The organism is Prochlorococcus sp., assembly GCF_965655815.1.
GTDB lineage: Bacteria > Cyanobacteriota > Cyanobacteriia > PCC-6307 > Cyanobiaceae > Prochlorococcus_A > Prochlorococcus_A pastoris.
Map to the genome: position 1 here is coordinate 289,809 of NZ_CBFHHZ010000001.1, position 24,927 is coordinate 314,735.

Here is a 24,927-nt window from a genome sequence, read left to right on the forward strand (position 1 = left end):
ATACTTACGTTATTGCACAAAATTCTGTATGATCAGCAACTTAGGTTAATCATTAGAAATTTTTTTGTTATGACTTTGCGTGTTGCGATTAATGGGTTTGGCAGAATTGGGCGAAACTTTATGCGTTGTTGGTTAAGTAGAGGAGCTTATACCAACATCGAAGTAGTTGGTATTAATGTAACTTCAGACCCTAAAACTAACGCTCATCTTCTCAAATATGATTCAGTACTAGGAAAATTGGATGGTGTAGACATTCAATATACTGATGATACTTTTGTAATTAATAACAAAACTATCAAATGTTTCTCTGATAGAAACCCAATGAACTTACCTTGGAAAGATTGGGGGGTTGATTTGGTTATAGAATCAACTGGTGTTTTCAATACTGATGTTGGTGCAAGTAAGCACCTTGAGGTTGGTGCTAAAAAAGTAATTCTTACTGCTCCTGGTAAAGGGGCAGGTGTTGGGACTTACGTAGTAGGGGTGAATGCTGATCAATATAAACATAGTGATTATGATATTTTGAGCAATGCTAGTTGCACTACTAATTGTTTAGCGCCAGTAGTAAAAGTTCTTGATCAAACGTTTGGAATTAATAAAGGATTGATGACAACAATTCATAGCTATACTGGTGACCAACGTATTTTAGATAATAGTCATAGGGATTTAAGAAGGGCTAGAGCAGCAGCTACAAACATTGTTCCTACTTCAACAGGAGCTGCTAAAGCAGTTGCTTTGGTCTACCCTGAGATGACAGGTAAACTCACTGGTATAGCTATGAGAGTACCTACTCCTAATGTTTCAGCTGTAGATTTCGTTTTTGAATCTTCAAAATCTGTTACTAGTCAAGAAGTTAATAACGCACTTAAGGAATCTTCTCTTGGCTCAATGAAAGGAATTATTAAATACGGTGATGAGCCACTGGTTTCAAGTGATTATGCAGGAACTAATGAATCATCAATAGTTGATAGTGATCTTACAATGTCAATTGGCGATAATCTTGTAAAAGTTCTTGCTTGGTATGACAATGAATGGGGTTATAGTCAAAGAGTTGTAGATTTAGCTGAGATAGTAGCTCAAAAATGGGAATAATCAAAAGTGAGAAAAAGACTTATCTTTAAATAAATTTTTGTTATCACAGTTTTGAAAATCGACTGATACGTCTCCTTCGACAAAATATCCGATTTCTGTAATAGTTTTATCTTCATATAAAAGATTATTTGCCCATTTTCTTGGGAGAGAAAACACTAGCTCGTAATCTTCGCCCCCAAAAAAATAATATTTGTCCCATTTATTTCCCTTAGGCCAATTTTTATGTTTAGGAACTTTTGCATAATCAATAATTGCTTTGCAATTACTTTCAGTTGCTAAATCTAATAATGCTTGAAATAAGCCATCACTACTGTCAGTACAACCAATCGTTTTAATACTTTTATTAGTACGAGCTTTAAGTATTTTTTTAAGAAATTTAGGTTTAAGTTTTGGTCTACAAAATTGTTGTAAAGAGCTATTGATTAATGAGTGTGTTAGAGCAATATCACTATCAAAAATTGTTTTACTTTTTATCATTAATCCTAATTTGCTCAAGCCATGAATGCCTGTAGTCAATATAATTTCATTTGGTTTGCATGAACTTCTTCGTAATTTTATTTCACCCTGTTTTCCTAGAGCAGTCATAGAGATTACTTTTTCTTTTCCCACAGAACAATCCCCTCCAAGAATTAACCCCCCAAAATGGTCTAAAGCTAGATTTATTCCTGTATATAAATCTTTAATCCAAATCCAATCTGTTTTTGACGGGACTACTAATCCAATATTAACTCCTATAATTTTGCTGCATCCACTTGAGATTAAGTCAGATACATTACATGCTACGGCTTTCCATCCTATGTCTAAGGCAGAAATCGTATCATCATTAAAATGTATATTTTCAACTAATGAATCAGTATTAATAAGTAAGTTTTTGTTTTTAGCTTTAATGAATGCGCAATCATCAGAAACCTGATTTTTAGGCATAAATTTAGCAAGTCTTTTTATTAATTCTTTTTCGCCAATATCCTCTAATAATTCTTTATGCATTTAATTTGAGTTTATCCATTCCATTTAAAACATCAATTGAAATTATCGTGTCATCTTTTGTAAGCTCTTCTAAAACTTCAAAACCCTCTATTACATAACCAAAGGCGGCATTCCTTCCATCAATTAAATTACGACCTGCTGGATTTAGCTCTGCTTCATATAAAAAGAAGAAAAACTGCGAAGATCCATCATCAACAGCGGTACTGGAATGGGACCAACCCAAGGTTCCAAGTGTTGCGAATGGCAAAGTCGGTGTTTCTGTATAAAGGCCTAACTCTTCAAAAGTTTCATTATAAAAAGTTTCGCTTTCGGTAGGTATTCTTATTTCCAGAGGAACATGTCTTTCCATATTTGTCTCGGGATCTATATATCCAATCTCATTACCAACTGGATCACCAGTTTGAAGAACAAAAAATTCTTCTGCTCTATTAATTGGCATATTACTGTAAAAGTTTTTTGAAGATAAATCTATAAAGGCACCAGCAGTAAGCGGTGCATTAAATCCATCTATTATTGCTTGCATATCGCCTTTAGAAGTTTTTATATTTACTTTTGCTCTACCAAGTAATCTCGGAAGATCATCAAATTCGCTTGGGATAGAATAGGGAAATTCATTCGGTAAAAAATATTCCTCTAGTCCCCCTATTTTATCTAGTGCTTTTTTTCTGGTTTTTATGAATGAATATTTATCTTTAGATTTAGCTTCATCTTGAAGATTATCAAAATCATTTTTAAGATCTAAAAATGTGTTTTCTGCAATTTTTTGTTTTTCGTTTGGTAATTCCTCAATAATTCGACTCTTATATTTTTTTAGTAAAGATTGACATTTTGTAACAGTTTTTGAGAGAGTTGGCCATCTTCCTCCTCTTACCAGGTCGCTAGTGTCCTCTAACTTATGTTGAATTTCCTGCAGCTCAACTTGCTTGATAGGGAGTGAATTTCTGAGTATTGCATTGGGATCTTTTACTGCGTTTCCAGTAGGTAAATCAGCGAATACTTGTGTTGGTTTTAAGAAGCAAACATGTATTAAAATTAAAATTAAAAATAAAAAATGTTTGTTCTGATTTGATAAGAAGTTTTGCATAGCACTCTTACAGGTTTATGATCCTTGGGTATGTAATACAGGAATGATTTCCAGTAACGATTTTCGCACAGGTACTACCATCGAGATAGATGGACAAGTTTGGCGTGTAGTAGAATTCCTACATGTCAAGCCTGGTAAAGGTTCTGCTTTTGTGCGAACAAAATTAAAATCAGTTCGAAACGGTAATGTAGTCGAAAAAACTTTTCGAGCTGGAGAATCAGTACAACAAGCTGTTCTTGAAAAGTCTAACCTGCAACATACTTATGTGGAGTCAGGAGATTACGTTTTTATGGATATGATAAGTTTTGAAGAAACAAGACTCTCCTCTGATCAAATCGGTAGAGGTTCAAAGTATTTAAAAGAAGGTATGGAGGTTAATGTGATTTTTTATAAAGATAAAGTTTTAGAAGTTGAACTTCCAATCTCTATAACTTTAAAAGTTACAGAAACAGATCCTGGAGTTAAAGGAGATACTGCAAGTGGGGGTACTAAACCAGCTATTCTTGAAACAGGTGCTCAAGTTATGGTTCCTTTGTTTATTTCTGTAGGAGAAATGATTAAGGTCGATACCCGTAACGATAGTTATCTTGGACGTGACAACTAATGGCTATGAAATTAGATCATGATGACCTAGATCGCTTGATAGAAAAAATTTCTACAAGTGATATTCAAGAATTTTCTCTAGAAGGGGAAGATTTTAAACTTGAAATAAAAAGAAATTTGTTTGATCAGAATCATTTAACTAACAATTCGACAAAAAACAATTCTTTGGAGAAGCAAATAATTACTTCTCAATCAACATCAACAGATAATATTACCCTGACAAGTAACGCTGAAGTGTCTCAGGTAGCCCCTCCAGGGCGCTCAGATCTTACAGACATTACTTCTCCTATGGTTGGAACGTTTTATAGGGCTGCGGCTCCAGGAGAGGACCCATTTGTTGATTTAGGAAGTAAGATTTCCATTGGGCAAACGATTTGTATACTTGAAGCTATGAAGTTGATGAATGAAATTGAATCAGAGTTTAATGCTGAAATTGTAGAAATTCTTGTTGAAAATGGAACACCAGTAGAGTTTGGACAAGTATTAATGCGCGTTAAACAGTCTTGAATCTTTAGTTAAATCAAAAGCTGCTTTTATTGCTTCAACCATACTTTGAGATTGAGCTATACCCTTCCCTGCAATATCAAATCCAGTTCCATGATCAGGAGATGTTCTGATAAAAGGTAAACCAATAGTTGTATTAACTGAGTAATTAAGGGCTATAACTTTTATTGGAATTAATCCCTGATCATGATACATAGCAAGAATGCCATCATGTGTTGGAGCTGTTTTATCTCTCCAAGCTTTCGAAGATGAATTCCAGCAAGTATCAGGAGAAATAGGACCTAATACATGAACTCCTTTATTTTGATTACCCCAGGTAGTAACCGCATTTTTGATCCAATCTTTTTCTTCACTTCCTAATATGCCTTCTTCACCAGCATGAGGGTTTAATCCAGCAACTTTTAGAAGGGGTTTATTGGCATAGGTTTTGCAAAATTTTGCAAACAAATCTAATTTTGTATGAATTAGTTGTGAAGATAATTTTTTTGGTACTTCGCATAAAGGTATATGGGTAGTTGCCAATAAGGTGTTAAATCTCCAACCAGTGATTGGAGATTTAGCTGTAAACAACATACCGACATCCTTAACCTGACAAGTTTCTGCTAATAATTCTGTTTGACCCGAATAATTATGGCCTGCTAAAGACCATGACTTTTTACAAATAGGTCCAGTAACTAGTGCTGCATTTGTATACTTCTGAACAATTTCAATAGCTTTTTTTAAGTAAAAGAAACTTGCATTACCATTACTTTTTTTTGGTTTATTTATTTCAAATGGAATTTTAATATCATGTATTTGGTAATTATTAGGATCTACAATATTCTTGATTCCTATAGATTTAAGATTTTTATAAGTATTTTCAAGGTTATTCTTTGATCCAACAATTATAAAATCAAGATTTTGTGATATTTCTTTTGAAAAAAGAGCTTTCAAAATAATTTCAGGTCCGATGCCTGACTCGTCTCCAACGCTTATGATAATTTTAAATTTATCTTTAATATCATTGATTTGATTATTCATGATTTAATTTTAATAAGGCAATTATTTAATCCTGCTTTGTAGTTTTTATAAATAAGTTTATATCCTAATTTTTCACATAATAATTTATTTGAAACTCTTCTATTTTCTTTCCAAAAAGATTGGGCGATTGGCGATAAATCTTTTTTAGCTTCTTCAAATAATATTTTTTTGGGCATTTCTAATCCAAGTAATTGGTAGCCATATCTTATGACTTCAATTTGTGAGCAAGGCTCGTCATCTGCGATATTAATTATTTGATGAAAATCCAAATTATCTTTATTTTGTATTAAATAAATAATTGCATTTGCAATATCAGCTACATGAATTCTTGAGAAGACTTGATTTTCTTTATCTATCACTTTGATTTTTTTTGTTTTAATAGCTTCTAAAGTTGACCTCCCTGGACCATAAATACCAGGTAATCTGAAAATTTGTATTGGTAAATTTGAATTAATCCATTCTCTCTCACAATTTAACCTCCTTTGACTTCTTTCTTGAAAAGGATTGGGTTGATCTTTTTCACACACCCAATCACCATGGGTGTTGCCATAAACACCAGTAGTAGAGAGATATCCAACCCATTTTAGAGATAAATTTTTAATTTTATTTTTAAGCCTCTTTAATACAGGGTCGTCACCATTTTTATCTGGAGGTATACAACTAAGAATATGAGTTACTCCCTCAAAGATTGAATCTTCAGGTATTGAATTATCTTCGCTATTAAAAATAAAACTATTTGGCTCATTACTAATAGATCGAGAACTTGCTAATGCTATACAACCTAGTTTTCTGATTGATTTTGCAAAATAGTTTCCGCTAAAACCTCCTCCAAAGATTAGGAATTTATTTTTTGCTGTAATGGGACTTGATAAATTGGTCATTAAGTATTATAAATAGTACATATGTATTATTAAAGAAAATGCAGACTTTAATTCAGCCTGAGGTAAAACTAAATATAGTTGGTTTTGATAATTTCAATTCTCAATTTAAAGAAAAATTAAATTATTCAAAATCTTGTTTAGATTTTAAATTCTATCAAAAATTATTTGCAATACTTTTAGTATCTTGTGCATTTTTAATATTTCCTGAATCTCCACAAGATTCAGAAGTTTTATGCAAAAAATATCAATCTACAAAGGCTTGTATGGTCTGGTAATTACGCGGCATTATATTCATCATTATCAAACTCGTAATTTTTATTTTTTTTATTCATAAAGGTAGGATTTGCCCATTGTAATAATCTTAAAGCTAATCTCAGATCACCATCTAACCATGCTCTAATAGCCATAGCTCTTCTAGGATCATAAAATTTTTGTTTTCTATACCAATACAAAGCATTATCATCCGATTTGTCGCCGTTGCATGATAAGCATGCTGGGACACAATTTTCGGTTGTACTCAAACCTCCTTGGCTTCTAGGAAGTACATGGTCAATGGACTCTGAAGGTTTTCCGCAGTATATGCAACTTTTTCCCGTAAATGTATGAATTGATTTTCGCCATTGCCTTAATCTGAATTTAGGGCATAAATCTTCTAAAAAGACAGCATCATTAATGTGCATTCAGATTATTTAATTTCCTATAATTTTGACCGATTCAATATAAAAGTCAATAGGTTTCTTATTATTTTTAGGACTATATTTCCTGGATTGAATATATTTTATGTATTTAATTATACCTAATAAATAATATTTAATTTATAAGCTTAAATGTAATCAAATATACTTTTAAGGTTAATAGCTATATCTATCAAAGGTTTCTTTGGAGTACTCTTCATTTTCTTTTTCTTGCAAAAGTTCTTCTTTTTTTCGCCTTTTTTCTTGTCTATCGTTTTCTAATTGCAGCTTTCTATCAGGATGAAGTTGATCTAAAAATTTAACACAATATGAAAACTTATCTCTTTCTCTTACAACTGTTTCAATAATTTGCCCGGCGGCCTGCTTAGGAGAGGTCTTAAAAATACCCCCTTTTTGTTTCTTAATATAACTGTAAGCTGCTTGCCAACTGCTTTCATGTTCATTCCCCCCATCTCTCATTGTACAAAATATTTCTGCTCCAAAGGAACCTGCAATTGCTTTAGGGGCAAATAATAGTAATGGAACATACATTGCAACTACAGGAAAAATGAATCTTATCTTTTTATTCCCTTTCATTAGTTTTTTATCTATCTATATAAAAAGTATCTTTAATTTGGATTATGTCTAGATAAATTTAAGATTTTATTATTCCAAATAGGTTGAGCATTTTTACAACCAATGGCAGAATTAAAAGAACAGTAACTAATCTAACTGCGTGAAGAGTTGCAACTGCTGCCCCTACTCCATATTCTGTACCAACTAGACTCATACCACTTATCCCTCCTGGAGCAGCACCAAGAATTGTCGTGATTATATCTACATTAAGTAATCTGCTAGTCCATAAACCGATCGCCAGCCCAGTAATTATTAGTGTAAATGTGATTAAAATAGCAGGTTTCCATAAAGTTTGTAATTCAACTAATGAATCCTTCGTTAAGCTTGTTCCAATAACAGTACCAATGCTTATTTCTAATATGGTTCTTGTACCATTTGGCCACGCGGCAGGCTCAACTTTTCCGCTGATGCCTAAAACACTTGCACCAATTAAAGCCCCTGCAAGTGGAGCTGCAGGTATGCCTGTTTTTAAAGCTAGTGCCCCAAAAGCTGCCCCTGCAATTAAATAATAAATAAGATTTATATTCGACATTTAAGTAATCAATTGTTTGGTAATAATATTAGGAATAAATTTAAATGCTCGGGTATATGTTCAAAATATGTTGTTATTTACTAATTTCATAGTCCTTTATAAATTAATATATTTTATCCGCATTAAACAAAAATTAATCAGCCTAAATATTTACCATTAAAACTTATTTTAAAAATTAGTTAAATTTTTGCTGCATAATGGGTCTTTGAGTTGGCATAATAATAAGTAAAGCACTATTTCTTATGGCTTCACAAATTTCTTATAGAGGTAATAAAAACCCAATCAAAAAGAAGTTATCCTTTTTTGAAGGTGGACATCAACTCGAAAAATTAGAATTCGCTCTTGCCGTAGCTCAAACTAAGGGTGACGAACAAAAATCGTTGGTATTAATGAAAAAAATTGTTGAATTAGGTGGAAATGTTGAAGAACCTGGTACTTAGGTTCTCTTTTTTATAAATGGCAGGATGCAATTTTCAAGGCCTTTCCTGCTGTATCTGTGGAAACTATATTTTGTTCGACTAATGTATTGCCAATAGCTGCTATAACTGTAATTATATCTCTATCATTAATATAACCTAAGTGACCAACTCTAAATATTTTTCCTTTTAAATGATCTTGTCCTCCAGCTAGTAAAATATCATATTTATTTTTTATATTCTTTCTAAACTGTTCTGCATCTATATCTTTAATTTGAATTGCAGTAACAGCAGGACTTAAATGGTTTTCATCAGCAAATAATTTGAGGTTAAGTGTTTTTGCAGCTTCACTGACTGCAAGTTTATGTCTTTCATGTCTTTTAAAGATTTTATCTAGTCCTTCATCTTTCATCATTTTTAGTGATTCATCTAAAGCAAAAACTAAATTTACTGCTGGAGTATAAGGATTGCTATTACTTAAAAGACTCTTTTTATATGATTTTAAATTTAAATAGAATTTAGGTAAATTAGAATTTTCTGAGGCTTGCCAAGCTTTTTTGCTCATTGACACAAAGCTTAAACCTGGAGGTATCATATATCCTTTTTGAGATCCTGAAGCAACAACATCTAGTTCCCAATCATCTACCGGTACATTACAAGCTCCAATACTTGTTACGCAGTCAATAATTGATAACGCTTTTTTATGATTACGTATATGAGAACTTATTGTTTCTAAATCATTAATAACTCCTGTTGACGTTTCTGAATGTGTAAGGATAACTGCTTTTATTTCTTTTGTATCATCTTTTTCTAAAATTGTTTTAAAATTTTCCGGATCAAGTGGTTTTCCCCATTCCGCTTCAACTTTAATCACTTCGAGCCCGAATTCTTTTGCAACTTTTACCCATCTTTGACCAAACTTTCCATTTTCACCACAAATAACTTTGTCTCCTTTGCTTAAGGTACTAATCATTCCTGCTTCCATGGCAGCTGTTCCACTACCTGTAATCGTTAAAACATCATTTTTTGTTTGATGTAGCCATTGTAGATTTTTAGTAGTGATTTCCATAAGGTCCTGAAAATCTTTACTTCTATGTCCTATGGGATGCCTACCAAGTGCTTGTAAAACTTTTTCTGGAACTGGCGTGGGACCAGGTATCATCAATGATAATTTTTGTTGTATGGCCACTTTTTAATTAATAGGTCATTCTAAGATTAGTAGTCATAAAATATTTTTCAATTACTTGATTTGAAAAAAGGATTTTCTTTACCTTTATGGGTAACTGGAGCTGCTAAGTCAGCAATAAAAAAATTAATAGGATTACCATTTGAAGATTATGAATTAATTAAAATTCCAAAAGAAAAAAATTTAATAAAAATCAAGGTTCATTCTGCTGGGCTAATTAATGAAGAGTCTCAGGCCCTTGGAATTTCATTTGTAGATTCTGGATTAGATCTTGATTTAACACAAAACTTAGAAATATGGACAATTGCTTCTTTAGAAAAAACTTATAAGACAAGTAATAGAAGATTAGATCGAATCAATATTATTCCTGGTTACGGAGTTGGTATCGATCAAAAGACCTCTAAGATCTGCATTTCTGATTTTGCTCAACAATTATTAATTGAAAATTTATTAAATATCATTCCAGAAGGATATACACTGAATCTAGAAATTGTATTCCCAAATGGAAAATTTTTGGCTGAAAGAACTAGTAATAAATCATTTGGAATTGTTGAAGGGCTTTCAATTATAGGTACTAGCGCTGAAACTTTTGCAAGTGCTTCACCTGATCAATTAAAAAATGCAAAAGCTCAGCTAAAACAAATTATTGCTAATGAAGTTTGTGACACAATAATTTTTGTTATTGGTGAAAATGGATTAAATTTAGCAACAAGTTCTAATATCAAATTTCCTATTATTAAAGTAGGTAATTGGATAGGACCATTATTAGTTGATGCTGCAATACAAAAGATTAAAACAGTAATCCTTTTTGGTTATCATGGCAAATTAATTAAATTAGCTGGAGGAATTTTTCATACTCATAATCATTTAGCAGATGCAAGAATTGAAATTCTTGTTTATTTAGCTATAAAAGAAGAAGTTCCATTAGAAATAATTCAAAAATTATCACAATCAAATACGGTTGAAGATGCATTGTTGGTTCTTGAAAGTTTTAGTCTTTCTATGGCTGACAAACTATGGAATAAATTATCAGATACTATTGAAAAGCGCTCTACAGAATATATAAATAGATATACAAAAACAGATATGAAAGTTGGAGCAATTATCTTTGATAGAAATAGAAAAATTCGTTGGTCAGGTCTCAATAGTAAAGACTATATTTCTGCTTTTAAAGGTTTCTAATTTTAAGTGGGTTATGTTTTTGTAAATAAATTGAGGTAACTTTTAGACATGAGTAAAAAATTACTAAAAAACGAGAGAGATCCCTCAATATTAATTCTAGATTTTGGATCTCAATATTCTGAATTAATTGCAAGGAGAATAAGAGAAGCAGATGTATTTTCTCTTGTAGTTAGTAACTTTACCTCTGTCAAGGAGATTCAGGATATAAATCCAAAAGGGATTATTTTAAGTGGTGGCCCAAGTTCTGTTTATGAAGATAATGCACCTAAATGTGATGCAAAGATTTTTGATTTAGGTATTCCAATTTTGGGTATATGTTATGGAATGCAATTAATGGTTAAAGAATTAGGAGGTGAAGTAACCCCAGCAATTAATAAAGCTGAATATGGCAGAGCACCAATAAATATTGATTGCGAAAGTGATTTGCTAACTAATGTCCAAGATAAATCTATTATGTGGATGAGTCATGGAGATTCTATAAATAACTTGCCTGAAGGATTTATTAAAATTTCTCATACAGAAAATACCCTGCATGCTGCAATATCAAACAAACAAAAGAAATTATTTGGTGTTCAATTTCATCCTGAAGTTATTCATTCAGAATTCGGAATGACGGTAATTAAAAACTTTGTTTATTCTATTTCCAAATGTAAAGCTGATTGGACTACTGAAACTTTTTTAGAGGAAACAATTCCAAGAATTAAGCAACAAGTAGGTGATAAGAAAGTTTTACTTGCTCTTTCTGGCGGCGTAGATTCATCAACCCTCGCTTTTCTTCTAAATAAAGCTATTGGTAAACAGCTTACTTGTATGTTTATTGATCAAGGCTTTATGAGAAAAGGTGAACCTGAATTTTTAATGGAATTTTTTGATAAAAAATTTCATATAAAAGTTGAATATATTAACGCTAGGGAAAGATTTATTAATAAATTAAATGGAATAACTGATCCAGAAGAAAAACGCAAGATTATTGGTAGAGAATTTATTAGAGTCTTTGAAGAGGAGAGTAATAGATTAGGTCCTTTCCAATATTTGGCTCAAGGTACTCTTTACCCAGATGTTATTGAGAGTGCTGGAACGAATTTAGATCCTAAGACTGGTGAGCGAATTGCAGTGAAAATAAAAAGTCATCATAACGTAGGCGGTTTGCCAAAAGATTTACAATTTAAATTAGTTGAACCATTAAGAAAACTGTTTAAAGATGAAGTAAGAAAGGTTGGAGGTGCTTTAGGATTGCCAGATGAAATTATAAAAAGACATCCATTTCCTGGCCCTGGCTTAGCAATAAGAATTTTAGGTGAAGTTTCTCATGAAAAACTAAACTGTTTGAGAGATGCAGACTGGATAGTAAGAGATGAAATAAAAAAAGCAGGTCTTTATAATGATATATGGCAAGCATTTGCAGTTCTTTTGCCTGTCAAGACTGTTGGCGTAATGGGAGACAAACGGACTTATGCTTGGCCAATAGTTTTACGATGCGTATCAAGCGAAGATGGTATGACGGCTGATTGGTCGAGAATTCCTTATGAAACCTTAGAGAGAATTTCTAATAGAATTGTTAATGAAGTAGAGCAGGTTAATAGAGTTGTTTTTGATATTACTAGTAAGCCTCCAGGAACAATTGAGTGGGAATAAAAAATACTTTAATTTTTTATCTTTAACTTTTTACAAAATTATTATGGATGAAACCATTAAATTAAGTAGGTCTACTGTTGAAAAATATCTTAATTGCCCTAGATGTTGCGTTCTTGATAAAAAGCATAAAATAAAACCTCCATCATTACCATTTACTTTAAATATTGCTGTAGATAATTTATGTAAAAATGAGTTTGATTATTATCGTGAAAGACAGGAATCTCATCCTTTATTTATTGAGCATAATATCGATGCTGTACCTTTTAAACATAAAGATATAGATATTTGGAGAAGCAATTTTAAAGGAATAAGATATAAATCTACTGAACATAATTATGATTTTGGTGGTGCGGTCGACGATGTCTGGCAAAAAAAGAATGGGGAGTTAATTATTGTTGATGTAAAAGCAACATCAAGAAATAATTTTGATTGGTTTGAAACTTTCAATAAATATGATTATGCAAAAGCATATAAAAGACAATTAGAAATGTATCAGTGGTTATTTAGAAAAAATGGTTTCAAAGTTGCAGATGAAGCCTATCTTCTTTATTTTAATGGAAAAAAAAATGAGAAATTTTTTAATAATCAATTAAAGTTTGATGTGCATTTTATTAAATTAGATTGTTCTTCAGCATGGGTAGAAGGCAAAGTTATTGAAACAGTTAAACTTCTCAGATCTAATTTGTTCCCTTCACCATCTTTTAAATGTGAATATTGTAATTATTTAAAAAAGCGTTGGCAGTGTCATAAAATTAATTATTGACATTGAAAAACTAATATTATTGGATAATTCTGGAAAAATTTTTAAATAAAGATAATCTTTAAGTAGACAATAAATTTTAGATTTTGGTGAAACCGAAAAGTCCTGATAATAAAATTAGCAATCATTTACAACAAGATGTTGTAAAAATTGCAGGCAAAACAATCTTTATTAATCCATTTTTGTATTGGAGAAGGTTTGATGAAAATACCAATAGATGGTTAAGAGAACCAGGACAGATGTCAGAAGAGCAAATCCAGCCAAACAGAAATCGATTTTATCCTGAAATTGATTGGTCTGATTTAAGTCAAGATCAAAAGCTCGTAAAAGATGCAAGTGTAGAAATGTTTCTGAAGACTTTGGAGCTTATAAGCACGTTTCACCCTCAGCTTAACTCTGGACAACTATTAGAAGTTGAGAGGAAAATGGCAATTACAAAAAAGCTACCTTTTGAAAAGTGGGTAAAAAAGTCTTTTGCTAAAAAAGCTAGAGCTGAAGAAAATGAGAAAAGGAAGTTTCAAAGAGAGAGATTTATCAGAAGTTGGAAGGAATGGCTGAGCCTTGAAAATACTCAACAAGCTCTACTACCTATAATCGTCGTTGTATTTGTCTCAGCATTTATTGGTTGGTCTTCAGGTGTTTCAAAAAACAGTTGTAATCCTTATTTTGAACAAAATTTAGATCAGTCAATGTAAACCGTTTTATTAAATAGAATTTAATATTATTTTGATGATTTGTGATTTATTATTTGGTTTAATATAAAAGAAGTTTAGTTTTTAAGTTAACTTATTATTAGATTTATGGATAACAAAGAGCAAGAAAAAGATATATCAAGTTTAGAATTTGATAAAGGTAAGGCTCGCAATGATTATAAATTTTTAGTTCAAAAATTAAAAAATATCAAGGAGATTATTACTTTGTTAGAAAACAAGTTTTTACAGAAAGAGATGTAAATTTTTGAAAAATAGTAACTTCAATAATAAGTTCCCCTCTTTTAATAGACAGCCTTTGGTTTTCTATTTGATTACTACTTTTACTTTTTTATTAATATTAATTAGATTAATTTTTCTTCAATTATTAAATCATGAGACTTACAAAAAAATGTCTGATGAAAATAGAATTAGGCTAATTTCTACTCAACCAATTAGAGGGAGGATACTAGATAAAAATGGATTAATATTGGCAGATAGCCGTTTTAAGTACTCTTTAATAATTAAACCTCAATACGTCAGCAAAAAAGCATGGCAGCAATATAAATCAAAGATTTCGAAATTATTCAATATTTCATCTGATTCACTTCAAAAAAAATATTCTGATGGTTTAAAAAATAAGAATTTTTCAATAACTCTATTAGATGATTTAAAAGTTGATCAAGTTATCAAATTTAAAGAAAATGAAAATATCTTAAATGGTTTAGAGATTTCAATAAAAACGATTAGAAATTATCCTTATAAAACCGTTGCTTCTCATGTGATTGGTTATACACAACCCATTACAGATTCTGAATTTAATATTTTGTCAAAAAAAGGTTATAAATTAAATGATTTAATAGGACGAACTGGAATTGAGTTTGTTTATGAAGATCATATAAGAGGAGAATGGGGAGGAGAAATGATTGAAGTGAATTCTTCCGGCACTTTTACAAAATCTTTAGGTATTAAACCATCAAAACAAGGGAAAGACCTTGAATTGACAATCGATTTAAATTTACAATTAATCGCTGAAGAAGTGCTTAAAGATAAAAATGGAGGAGCAATAATAGTTATGGATCCAAGAGATGGTGCTATAAGAGCAATGGCTAGTAAACCAACTTTTGACTTGAATTTTTTTTCAAAAGAATTTAAACCAGAAAAAGAATATAATGCTCTGTTCAATTCTCCCGCGAAACCATTATTTAATAGAGCTTTAAATGCATATGATCCAGGAAGTGTTTGGAAAATTGTAACTGCTATAGCTGGTTTAGAAAGTGGAAAGTTTCCTCCTGAAACTTCTTTAGAAACTAAACCTTGTATTACATATGGAAGTCAATGTTTTAGAGAACATAATGACTTAGGGTTCGGAACAATAGGTTATGAAGATGCTTTGCGAGTTTCAAGTAATACTTTTTTTTATCAAATTGGCTATGGCGTAGGTGTAGATGAAATTTATAACGTTTCTAAGAAGCTTGGCTTTGCCGCACTATCTGGAATCGAAATTTCCGAACAAGAAAATGTAGGTTTAGTGGCAAGTAGTCAATGGGCTAAAAAAGGAAGAGGCTGGGGGGAACCAGGAAGAACTCCTTGGGTTCCAGAGGACATCGCGAGTATGTCTATTGGTCAATTTGTTGTCCAAGTTACCCCTATTCAAATAGCTCGTGCATATGCAGCAATTGCGAATGGTGGTTATTTAGTCACTCCTCATTTATCTAAAAAAGAAGATCAACTATTAATAAATCAAAAGCGTATAAAAATTGATATTGATCCAAATAATCTTCAGTTAGTGAAAAACGGATTAAGAAAAGTTGTTGAATCTGGAACAGGAGTTTCTATCAATTACGGGGTGTCTAATCTTCCACCAGTTTCAGGCAAAACTGGGACTGCTGAAGATGGAGAAGGAGGTTCAGATCATGCATGGTTTGTTTGCTTTACTCCCTCTGATAAAAGTGAGCTGTTAATAGTTGCTTTTGCACAAAATACTCCTGGAGGAGGATCTGTACATGCACTACCTATGGCTAGAGAAATTTTAAAAGTTTGGAATGAAAATAAATAAATATAATTCGCCTAAATTTTTATAAAAATAATTTATACTTTCAATTTTTTCATTTGTGAAAGTCGTTGAATTATATCTTCTATTGTTTTTATATCCACTGGTTTACTAAATGAAGATAACAGTTGTCTACCTAAAACTTGACTTCCCAAATGTACTAATTGAATTCGTAATGAGGTTAATAATTCTAATCCGACTCCACCAGAAAAAGTTGCAATTGCAATTGGCTGACCATTGAATAAATTTCTAAAATCATCTCCTGATACGGATAGCCATGCTATGAGATTAGAAAGAATTGGAGGTATTGAACCGTTATATTCAGGAGCACATATTATCCATTTTTCTGTAGCAAAAAGCTTTTCTTTTATTTCAATTATTTCGACAGGAATATTTTCTTTTGTATGTATTCGTGGATTGAATAACGGTATATCAAAAGTAGTAAGATCCAAAATTTCAGAATTGAATTTAAGTTCATTACTTTTTTCTTGAAATTTTTTTGAAAGTTCTAGATTTTTTCCACAACTTGCTGAAATGATTATTAGATCTTTTAAATCAGGCATAAATAAAAATAAATTGGTTTAGTAGTTGGCTCCACTCTTACGGTGATGAACGGCAGTAAGACTATCGGATTTTAATATATTGCCGTGTAAAACCTCAGCATATATTACCCAGTGATCTCCGCATTCCATTCTGTCTTTTACAGAAGCATCTAACCATGCTAATGACTCAGGAATTATTACTTGATCATTAGGTGTTAATTCAATATCTAAGCCCTCAAATCGATCTTCCCCTGGTGAGAAAGGTTTTGTAAACCTTTTTAAAGGTTCCCTAAAATCTTTTTCGCTAAGAATATTCAAGGCGAAAGAGTCACCTTTTTGAAGAAGTGATTCTACTGATCTATCTTTTGCTACTGAAATACTCAAACCAGGAGGAGAAAAACTTGCTTGGCTTACCCAAGATGCAAGCATAGCTCCTTTTACATTATTTTCATCTTTTCCTTTTGATGCAGTTAGAACACACAGTGAACCAAGTACTCTTCCTAAAGCTTGCAATGTTGGATCAGTTTTACTGGATATCATTCCGGTATCTGATTTTCTGATTTTTTGTTTTGCTTTTTTTAAAATTTTTCTCCCAAAATGAGTACCAATTTCTTCTAGTTCTTTAATTTTTGGTTTATTAGGACTAAATTTTATTCTTATTGGATCAAAACTAAATTTAAATCCACCATCTTTTAATTTTGTCTCAAGCAAATCTATTGCTTCTCCGCTCCATCCAAAACTACCGAAGATGCCTACTGGTTTATCTCTATCACCCTCTGATAACAAAGTTCCTAAAGCACTTATTATTGGAGTTGGGGCGTGTCCCCCTAAAGTAGGCGATCCGATTAGATATCCATCAGCGTTTTGAATAGATTTTATAAGTTCATCATTAGATGTAAATTCACAATTAATACTTTCAACTTCTACTGAAGTTCTATTTACACCTTTCGCTAATGCATCACCTATTGAAGCTGTATTCCCATAAGCACTAGCGTATATCAAGACAATTTTAGGATTGTTTGTTGAAAGATTTTCTCCCCATCTAATGTAGTCATTTAAAAAGCTTTTTAAGCTGTACTCAATTGCTGGGCCGTGGAGTGGAGCAATAGTGTTAATGTCTAATTCAGAAATTTTTTCTGCTATTGATACGATTTGACTAGACATTGGTGCCATAAGACAATCATAAAAATGTTTTCTATCAATTTCTGTACTCATTCTGTTGGTCTCTGACCATTCTTCAGTTGCTAAATGCGCAGAAAATATTTTTTCACTTAAAAGTATTTCTTGATTCTCTTCATATATGATTAATCCACCGGGCCACCGGGCAGTTGGTACAGGAAAAAGTTTTAATGAAATATTTTCTAGTTCTAGATAAAGTTCTTTTTTTACGATCTTAATTTCAGGTAATTCTCGTTCAATAAAAGTTTTTAAATTTGGATTTTTTTGATTCCAAAGTTCACTAATAAGCTTAAAACCAGGATTCGAACATGTGATAGTTAAGTTGCTGAATTGGTCACTGATTGATTTTATAGTTTCAATAATTTTAGGATTTACATGACCAGTGATGATCTTAATTTTGTTGAATTTAAACTCATCATGGAAATTTGTAACTACTTCATTAATTAATTTTGAATATTCTTTTTCAGGCGGATGAATAATTAATAATTCATCTTTACTTATGATTAAAAAGGTATTAAATGAAGTTCCTTTCTCAAGATTAAATTCGAGCTCAAACCTTTCTTTATTTTGATCAAGAAATCTAATGCAAGTAAAATTTTCAGTAATTTCAAATATTGATAAGTTTTTATTTTCTAAAAGTGAACCTGTATTAATTACTGACATCTTTAAAGATTTATTTTTTAGTAGTGATTAGCAACTTTCCTATGATGAACGGCTGTTTTACAGGATAAATCAGAAACACTTCCATTTTCAACTATACCGTAAATAATCCAATGATCTGGAGTCTCTAATCGTGAACTTACTTTACAATCTAAAAATGCAAGAGAATCAGAAAGTACTGGCCCACCATTTGCAACATTGTTAATTACATCTACATCAGCAAATCTATCTGCTCCAGGAGCAAATCTTTTTAAAAAATGTCTAAACATTTTTTGATAGTTATCTTCCCGTAAGATATTAACTACAAAACCTTCTCCAACTTGCATATAAGATTCAATAGCTCTATCTTTTGCTACTGCAACTGTAATGCCTGGCGGACTGAAACTTGCCTGACTAACCCAGCTAGCTACCATCGCGCTTTGTCTAAAAGTCGAACCTTCTCCTTGGCTAGCTGTAACTACATATAAACCTCCACTTAATCTCCCTAAAGCTTTATCCAGATTTGAATCAAGACTTTTCATTGAAGCAATATTTTTCTTCTTATTAATTAATTGTCCTAAATCAGTTCCAGCTTCTTCAAATTGTTGATAGATAATAGGATCTGGAATATTTTTAACTCTTAGAGGTGAAAAGGCTTCTTTTTGTCCTAATTCTCTCAACTTACTTGCCAATGAATCTATAGGTTCATCATTTCCTCCAAAAGCATCGTAAACTGCCGTAAATTGTTTAGGCTTTAATGCGGCAAAAAGAGTGCCCAGAGACTCTTTTAATTCATTATCAGAATTAACTGGCCAGGTTGGGATTACTACGGCTTTAGATTCTGAAATTAAACCTGTTAATTCCTGAGAATCTGAAGATCTTAAATCAATTAACTGAACCTGTGCATCTGCCTTACTTATGCCGTGAGATATAGCTTGACTTAATCTATCACAATATCCATAATCACTTATATAGCAGACAGATACAAATTCATTACCTTTACTCTTATTACTACTCCACTCTGAATACTTTTCTTTCCAAAAATTTACTTGATTATGAAGCAATGGCCCATGACCCACAGCTATAGTTTTAAGTCTAGGCAACTTATCTATTCGTTTAATAGCTTGTAGAACACTCCTTGCGTTCGGGGCCATTAGGCAATCATAATAAAAACGAAAATCTTCATAAATTTCTTTTTGATCATTATCAAAAAACTCATCAGAGCAATAATGCAATCCAAAAGCATCGCATGTATATAGAACATTCGTACCGTGATCGTAGGAGAAAATGGTATCTGGCCAATGTAAATTTGGTGCACTTATAAACTCAATATTATGATTTACTCCACTTATAGGGTTATCTCCAAGATCTAAATATTGTCCACTTTTTACTTCTAAACTTTTAAATGGAACATGTATTTGATCCTCAATAAATTTAAGCGCTAACTTTGAACCAACTACTATTATTTCTGGATTAAGAGTTAAGAGGTTTCCAATTAAACCTGAGTGGTCTGGTTCTGTATGACTTGTAATTAAGTAATCAATTTCTTCTGGATTTACTTCTCTAAGTAATTGCTCAAACCATAGTTTTTCAAATTTAGCGTGGCTTGTATCAATTATTGCTAGTTTTTTGCCCTTAATGATAAAACTATTATAAGTAGTTCCATTTCTTAATCCAAATTCAATATCAAACCTACTTCGATCCCAGTCAAGAGATCTAATTGCAATTGTGTCATCTGCAAAAACTTTCTGTTGCACAGATAATTTTTGCTCAACTTTATTGATATCTGAAGTACTTGTTTTTGCAGAAGTTATCATACTATTATTCTTTTGTATTATGACTTTAGTTAAATACAATATAAATCCGCGTGAATCTAAGTGTGGAATTACCGAATTTGTTTTTTAATCACTTCATTATTGATACTGTTATAAATGAAATTTCAAACTAAAAACACTCCAATTACAGGTGATGAGATAAGAAAAGAATTTTTAAATTTTTACCATGAAAAATTACATAAAATTATTCCAAGTGCATCTTTAATTCCTGATGATCCTACAGTTATGCTCACTATCGCTGGAATGCTGCCTTTTAAGCCAGTTTTTTTAGGATTGAAAGAAAGGCCATCAAAAAGAGCCACATCTAGTCAAAAGTGTATAAGAACTAACGATATTGAAAATGTTGGAGTTACTGCTCGACATCATACCTTCTTCGAGATGCTTGGTAATTTTTCTTTTGGAGATTATTTTAAGAAAGAGGCTATTGAGTGGGCTTGGGAATTAGTTACTGATATTTATGGACTTTCTTCTGAGAATATAATAGTGAGCGTGTTTCATGAAGATGATGATTCGGTAAAGATTTGGAAAGAAGATATCGGGATTCATCCAGAAAGGATAATTAAGCTTGGAGAAAAAGATAATTTCTGGTCTTCAGGAAAAACAGGTCCTTGCGGACCATGTTCGGAATTATATTATGACTTTAAACCAGAGAAAGGTCTTCAGAATATTGATTTAGAAGATGGTGATCGTTTTATAGAATTTTATAATCTTGTATTTATGCAATATAACCGTGACCCTGCTGGTCAATTGACAGATTTGAAATACAAAAATATTGATACTGGAATGGGGCTTGAAAGAATGGCTCAAATATTGCAAAAGAAGAAGAATAATTACGAAACAGATTTGATTTTTCCAATTATTCAAAAAGCTTCTGAGATATCCAAAATTGATTATTATTCTTCAGATGAAAGAACCAAAATCTCTTTAAAAATTATTGGAGATCATATAAGAGCAGTTATACATTTAATTTCTGATGGGGTAGTAGCAAGTAATCTTGGAAGGGGATACATATTAAGAAGACTGATTCGAAGAATGGTTAGACATGGAAGGTTGTTAGGCTTAAAAAATGAATTTTTATCGAAACTTGCAAGTGTAGGTATTAAATTAATGCAAGAGAATTATCCAGATTTAAAAAATAATTATGACTATATATTGAGTGAGATAAAAATTGAAGAAATAAGATTTAGAGAAACTCTTGATAGAGGTGAGAAATTACTAGATGAATTGATTTCATCGGGTCAGAAAATGATTACTGGGTTTAAAGCATTTGAACTTTATGATACTTATGGCTTTCCACTAGAACTTACAGAAGAAATTGCTCAAGAAAACAATATTGGTGTTGATGTTAAGGGTTTTGAAAAAGAAATGTCTGCACAAAAAGAAAGAGCCAAAGCTGCTTCTCAGATCATTGATTTGACATTGGAGGGTTCATTAGAACGCGAAATAGACTTATTTGATAAGACTTTTTTTAATGGTTATGATTCACTTGATTCAGATGCAGAAATTAAGGGTATATTTTTTGAATCAACCTTGGTTAAGCAAGCAAGTGAAGGACAGAAAGTTTTAATTGTCCTTGATCAGACTTCTTTCTATGGAGAATCTGGAGGTCAAGTTGGTGATATTGGAAAGATATTCTCGAATGATCTAGAAGTTTTAGTTGATAACGTCATACGCAAGAAAAACGTTTTTCTGCATTATGGAATAGTTAAAAAAGGAATTTTAAGTCTGGGACAAAAAGTTAAAACTAAAGTAAATGATTTGGCTAGAGCTAAGGCTGCGGCAAATCATACTGCTACTCATTTACTACAATCTGCTCTCAAAGTAGTTGTTAATGAAAGCGTTGGACAAAAAGGCTCATTAGTCGCATTTAATAAATTACGATTTGATTTCAATTCTTCTCAACCTATTACAAAAGATCAAATTTTTAAAGTTGAGACTTTAGTTAATTCTTGGATTTTGGAAAATCATTCTCTTGATATTAAAAACATGGCCAAGAGTGAGGCTCTAGAGAGAGGTGCAGTGGCTATGTTTGGAGAGAAATATGATGATGAAGTAAGAGTTGTTGATGTGCCAAGTGTTTCGATGGAACTATGCGGTGGTACTCATGTAAAAACAACATCTGAATTAGGTTGTTTTAAAATAATTAGTGAAGAAGGAATTTCAGCGGGCGTAAGAAGAATCGAAGCATTGTCAGGGCAATCAGCCTTTGAATACTTTAGTGATAAAAATTCTCTCGTATGTCAACTAAGTGATTTGTTAAAAGCAAATCCTAATCAACTCCTGGATAGGGTTAATTCTTTGCAATCAGAGTTGGTTAATAAAAATAAAGAAATACAAAAAATGAAGGATGAAATTGCTTATTTTAAATACTCTTCGCTAAGTTCTTCTGCAAATAAAATTGGATTATTTTCGCTGATTATTAGTCAACTTGATGGACTAGATGGAAATTCTCTACAATCTGCAGCATTAGATTTAACTTCTAAATTGGGAGATAAGTCGGTTGTGATTCTTGGAGGAATACCAAATAAGGAAAATAGAAAATTGTTATTTGTTGTCTCTTTTGGGGAAGACTTAGTTAAAAGAGGTATGCATGCAGGGAAATTAATTAATGATATTTCACGTATTTGCTCTGGGGGAGGGGGAGGTAAACCTAATTTTGCACAGGCGGGTGCTAAAGATATTGATAAATTAAATGATGCTTTGGAATATGCAAGAAAAGATTTGAGGACAAAACTCCTTAGTTATTCTGACAAGTAACTACTTTTTCTTAAACTGGTTTCTATTTGGTCAATTAACTTTCGTGCTTCTTTAATAGTCAAAGTTTTATTATTGATAGCAGATTCAGTATTGACTCTTATTGTTTCAACTAAATTATCTGAGCTGTAATCCAATAACTCTAAAATTTCTGATTTGCTATTTTCTTTAATAATGTTTTTAATTTTATAAGAATTATCTTCATTTATATCAATATGAATAACATTTGTATTTCCAAATAAATTATGGAAATTCCCTAATGCTTCTTGATATGCTCCTGCCAAAAAGATTCCTATTAGATAATCATTATTTTTTTCTGGAGGATGTAAATTTAAAAGTGATTTAATCTTTCCATTGTCAATAAAACTATTCAGCTTGCCATCAGAATCACAAGTTAAATCCGCAAAGTTTCCCTTACAACAGGGCTCTTCTAAGTGTCTATGAATTGGAATAATTGGAAAAACTTGATTAATTGCCCAGGTATCAGGAATAGATTTAAAAACTGATAAATTTGCGTAATATGTTGATGCAAGCGTGTCGGTTATTTCAGATAAATCTGGATGGTTAATTTCATCACTCTCCAATTGATTTGCAATCTCCTTTGCACAAGCCCATGCAAGTTCTTCTGCATACGCACGTTCTTCCAAACAAACAAATCCTAATCTAAAAGCGACTAGGCAATCCTCTTTAAATTTTTTAGCGTCATTCCATAACTCTATTATTTCAGATAAATCTTCTTTTTTATCTCTAAGACTCTTTAGCTGATTAAGGGTTTCTATCAGATTTGTGATGATTAATGATTGTTCTTTGTTATCGGATACTTTGACTTGGGAGTTGACATGGCTTGTCCCTAAAATATTAAAAATTAAAACTGAACAATGACTGATTATCGCTCTACCACTTTCTGAGATTATGATTGGATGTTGAATATTATTTACTTCACATGAATCTTTTACTGTTGCAATAACGTCATTTGCGTAGTTTTGAAGAGAATAATTTGTCGAAGTATTGGAAGATGTTTTAGTTCCATCGAAGTCTATTCCTAAGCCGCCTCCAACATCTATATATTTCATTGGCGCACCTAACTTAGATAATTCAACAAATATTTGACTAGCTTCTTGTAATGCATCTTTTATTACTGATATATCACTGATTTGGCTTCCAACATGGAAATGCAGCAATTTCATTTCATTTATTAGATTTGCTTCTTTGAGCTCTTTTATTGTTAGCATTATTTCTGGAATTGATAATCCAAATTTGGAATTATCTCCCACTGATTTACCCCACCTCCCACTACTCTTACATGATAATTTTGATCTAATTCCAAGTATGGGGGTTGCTTTGAGATTTTTTACAGCTTCTATAATTCTTTTAACTTCATCTCTTTGTTCAATAACTATAATTGGCTGTTTACCAAGTTTTCTAGCTAATATTGCACTCTCAATATACTTTTTATCTTTATATCCATTACAAATTAAAAGTGATTTTTGATTTTCTAGGATTGATAATCCAATTAATAATTCGGATTTACTTCCTACTTCTAAACCAAAATTCCAAGGATCCCCATATTCAATGATTTTTTCCAAGACATTTTTTTGCTGATTACATTTAATAGGAAAAACTCCTTGATAAATATTTTTGTAGTTATAAGTTTCTATAGCTTGGCAGAAGGCATTATTTAATTCCGTAATTCGGTCTTTTAAAATGTCGTTGAATCTTATTATTAAGGGAGTATTGATTTCTCTACTTTTAAATTCCTTAACAAGTTTAAAAAGATCGACTTTTTTTTTGGATTTTCTATTTGGGCTTATCGATATATTGCCATCTGAATTAATTGAAAAATATTTTTCTCCCCATTTATCAATGCCGTACGTAGAAATACTATCTTCTATAGTCCAATTTTTATTTAATTTTTTTGTATCAAAATCGGTCAATTTTAGTTTTGTGATTTATATAAGTTTTTGAAAATTACTCAAAACAATATCTCTTATTTTAATGATTACTTGCCAAGTTACCACCTAAAAGAAGAATATACATAGAGAGA

24 protein-coding genes are annotated in these 24,927 nt (G+C 31.6%); 12 read left to right on the forward strand and 12 right to left on the reverse strand.

Annotated features, from left to right (window positions below; translation table 11 throughout):
• Positions 1-69: 69 nt before the first annotated feature.
• Complete coding sequence (gap, locus tag ACTF45_RS01465; protein ID WP_438949217.1) at positions 70-1,092, forward strand: type I glyceraldehyde-3-phosphate dehydrogenase; 1,023 nt, start codon at positions 70-72, stop codon at positions 1,090-1,092.
• Here the strand turns inward: gap and ACTF45_RS01470 are convergent, their stop codons facing one another.
• Together ACTF45_RS01470 and ACTF45_RS01475 are read right to left on the reverse strand one after the other, a co-directional pair.
• Positions 1,093-2,079 carry a thiamine-phosphate kinase gene (locus ACTF45_RS01470; protein WP_438949218.1) on the reverse strand — a complete coding sequence of 329 codons (987 nt, stop codon included), beginning with the start codon at positions 2,077-2,079 and terminating at the stop codon, positions 1,093-1,095. It lies immediately after the preceding gene.
• Complete coding sequence (locus ACTF45_RS01475) at positions 2,072-3,163, reverse strand: peptidylprolyl isomerase (protein WP_288348237.1); 1,092 nt, start codon at positions 3,161-3,163, stop codon at positions 2,072-2,074. The genes ACTF45_RS01470 and ACTF45_RS01475 overlap by 8 nt, the downstream gene beginning before the upstream one ends.
• Positions 3,164-3,206: 43 nt before the next feature.
• Here ACTF45_RS01475 and efp point away from each other — a divergent pair, with 43 nt between their 5' ends.
• Complete coding sequence (efp, locus tag ACTF45_RS01480; protein ID WP_011131664.1) at positions 3,207-3,767, forward strand: elongation factor P; 561 nt, start codon at positions 3,207-3,209, stop codon at positions 3,765-3,767.
• A complete protein-coding gene (accB, locus tag ACTF45_RS01485) occupies positions 3,767-4,273 on the forward strand; it encodes an acetyl-CoA carboxylase biotin carboxyl carrier protein (RefSeq protein ID WP_288348239.1) in 507 nt (168 codons plus the stop codon). The genes efp and accB overlap by 1 nt, the downstream gene beginning before the upstream one ends.
• On the opposite strand, the gene pdxA is transcribed toward accB, so the two are convergent.
• Positions 4,250-5,290, reverse strand: coding sequence for a 4-hydroxythreonine-4-phosphate dehydrogenase PdxA (pdxA, locus tag ACTF45_RS01490; protein ID WP_288348240.1), 1,041 nt, complete (start codon positions 5,288-5,290; stop codon positions 4,250-4,252). The genes accB and pdxA overlap by 24 nt on opposite strands.
• Positions 5,287-6,171, reverse strand: coding sequence for an SDR family oxidoreductase (locus ACTF45_RS01495; RefSeq protein ID WP_438949219.1), 885 nt, complete (start codon positions 6,169-6,171; stop codon positions 5,287-5,289). The genes pdxA and ACTF45_RS01495 overlap by 4 nt, the downstream gene beginning before the upstream one ends.
• 38 nt (positions 6,172-6,209) lie before the next feature.
• Between ACTF45_RS01495 and ACTF45_RS01500 the strand changes: the two genes are divergently transcribed.
• Positions 6,210-6,446: a transcription factor TFIID gene (locus ACTF45_RS01500; RefSeq protein WP_288348243.1), complete on the forward strand. Its 237-nt coding sequence runs from the start codon at positions 6,210-6,212 to the stop codon at positions 6,444-6,446.
• Here ACTF45_RS01500 and ACTF45_RS01505 read toward each other — a convergent pair whose 3' ends face one another.
• The 3 genes from ACTF45_RS01505 to ACTF45_RS01515 all read right to left on the reverse strand — a co-directional run bounded on the left by ACTF45_RS01505 (position 6,447) and on the right by ACTF45_RS01515 (position 8,013).
• A complete protein-coding gene (locus tag ACTF45_RS01505) occupies positions 6,447-6,851 on the reverse strand; it encodes an HNH endonuclease (protein ID WP_288348245.1) in 405 nt (134 codons plus the stop codon). It abuts the gene before it with no gap.
• 171 nt (positions 6,852-7,022) lie between these two features.
• Entirely contained in the window at positions 7,023-7,442 is a 420-nt protein-coding gene (locus ACTF45_RS01510) for a DUF6554 family protein (RefSeq protein ID WP_438949220.1), read from the reverse strand.
• 58 nt (positions 7,443-7,500) lie between these two features.
• Positions 7,501-8,013, reverse strand: coding sequence for an AbrB family transcriptional regulator (locus ACTF45_RS01515; protein ID WP_438949221.1), 513 nt, complete (start codon positions 8,011-8,013; stop codon positions 7,501-7,503).
• Positions 8,014-8,255: 242 nt separating this feature from the next.
• Here ACTF45_RS01515 and ACTF45_RS01520 point away from each other — a divergent pair, with 242 nt between their 5' ends.
• Positions 8,256-8,453, forward strand: coding sequence for a hypothetical protein (locus ACTF45_RS01520; RefSeq protein WP_288347574.1), 198 nt, complete (start codon positions 8,256-8,258; stop codon positions 8,451-8,453).
• Between the two features lie 10 nt (positions 8,454-8,463).
• Here ACTF45_RS01520 and ACTF45_RS01525 read toward each other — a convergent pair whose 3' ends face one another.
• A complete protein-coding gene (locus ACTF45_RS01525) occupies positions 8,464-9,591 on the reverse strand; it encodes a pyridoxal-phosphate-dependent aminotransferase family protein (protein ID WP_288347577.1) in 1,128 nt (375 codons plus the stop codon).
• 87 nt (positions 9,592-9,678) lie between these two features.
• On the opposite strand from ACTF45_RS01525, the gene cbiD reads away from it, so the two are divergent.
• The 6 genes from cbiD (at position 9,679) to mrdA (ending at position 15,940) form a co-directional block, all read left to right on the forward strand.
• Positions 9,679-10,797 (forward strand): cobalt-precorrin-5B (C(1))-methyltransferase CbiD, encoded by a 1,119-nt coding sequence (gene cbiD, locus ACTF45_RS01530; RefSeq protein ID WP_438949222.1) that lies wholly within the window; start codon positions 9,679-9,681, stop codon positions 10,795-10,797.
• 48 nt (positions 10,798-10,845) lie between these two features.
• On the forward strand, positions 10,846-12,432 hold the full coding sequence (gene guaA / locus ACTF45_RS01535; protein WP_288347572.1) for a glutamine-hydrolyzing GMP synthase: 1,587 nt from the start codon (positions 10,846-10,848) through the stop codon (positions 12,430-12,432).
• 43 nt (positions 12,433-12,475) lie between these two features.
• The gene (locus ACTF45_RS01540) at positions 12,476-13,195 is read left to right on the forward strand and encodes a PD-(D/E)XK nuclease family protein (protein WP_288347571.1); all 720 of its coding nucleotides are present in this window, start codon (positions 12,476-12,478) and stop codon (positions 13,193-13,195) included.
• A gap of 83 nt (positions 13,196-13,278) precedes the next feature.
• Entirely contained in the window at positions 13,279-13,887 is a 609-nt protein-coding gene (locus tag ACTF45_RS01545; RefSeq protein WP_288347570.1) for a hypothetical protein, read from the forward strand.
• A 105-nt stretch (positions 13,888-13,992) separates the two neighbouring features.
• Positions 13,993-14,145, forward strand: a complete 153-nt coding sequence (locus ACTF45_RS01550) for a hypothetical protein (protein WP_288347569.1) — start codon at positions 13,993-13,995, stop codon at positions 14,143-14,145.
• A 4-nt stretch (positions 14,146-14,149) separates the two neighbouring features.
• A complete protein-coding gene (gene mrdA / locus ACTF45_RS01555) occupies positions 14,150-15,940 on the forward strand; it encodes a penicillin-binding protein 2 (protein ID WP_288347567.1) in 1,791 nt (596 codons plus the stop codon).
• Positions 15,941-15,972: 32 nt separating this feature from the next.
• Here the strand turns inward: mrdA and ACTF45_RS01560 are convergent, their stop codons facing one another.
• Genes ACTF45_RS01560 through ACTF45_RS01570 form a run of 3 tightly spaced genes read right to left on the reverse strand, consistent with a single transcriptional unit; the run spans position 15,973 to position 20,111 of the window.
• Positions 15,973-16,497: an NADPH-dependent FMN reductase gene (locus tag ACTF45_RS01560; protein ID WP_438949223.1), complete on the reverse strand. Its 525-nt coding sequence runs from the start codon at positions 16,495-16,497 to the stop codon at positions 15,973-15,975.
• Positions 16,498-16,515: 18 nt separating this feature from the next.
• Positions 16,516-18,318, reverse strand: coding sequence for a diflavin flavoprotein (locus tag ACTF45_RS01565; RefSeq protein ID WP_288347564.1), 1,803 nt, complete (start codon positions 18,316-18,318; stop codon positions 16,516-16,518).
• Between the two features lie 17 nt (positions 18,319-18,335).
• Positions 18,336-20,111: a diflavin flavoprotein gene (locus tag ACTF45_RS01570; RefSeq protein WP_438949224.1), complete on the reverse strand. Its 1,776-nt coding sequence runs from the start codon at positions 20,109-20,111 to the stop codon at positions 18,336-18,338.
• A gap of 114 nt (positions 20,112-20,225) precedes the next feature.
• Here ACTF45_RS01570 and alaS point away from each other — a divergent pair, with 114 nt between their 5' ends.
• Positions 20,226-22,886 carry an alanine--tRNA ligase gene (gene alaS, locus ACTF45_RS01575; RefSeq protein ID WP_288347560.1) on the forward strand — a complete coding sequence of 887 codons (2,661 nt, stop codon included), beginning with the start codon at positions 20,226-20,228 and terminating at the stop codon, positions 22,884-22,886.
• On the opposite strand, the gene speA is transcribed toward alaS, so the two are convergent.
• Positions 22,871-24,817: a biosynthetic arginine decarboxylase gene (speA, locus tag ACTF45_RS01580; RefSeq protein WP_288347558.1), complete on the reverse strand. Its 1,947-nt coding sequence runs from the start codon at positions 24,815-24,817 to the stop codon at positions 22,871-22,873. The genes alaS and speA overlap by 16 nt on opposite strands.
• Positions 24,818-24,927 lie beyond the last annotated feature (110 nt).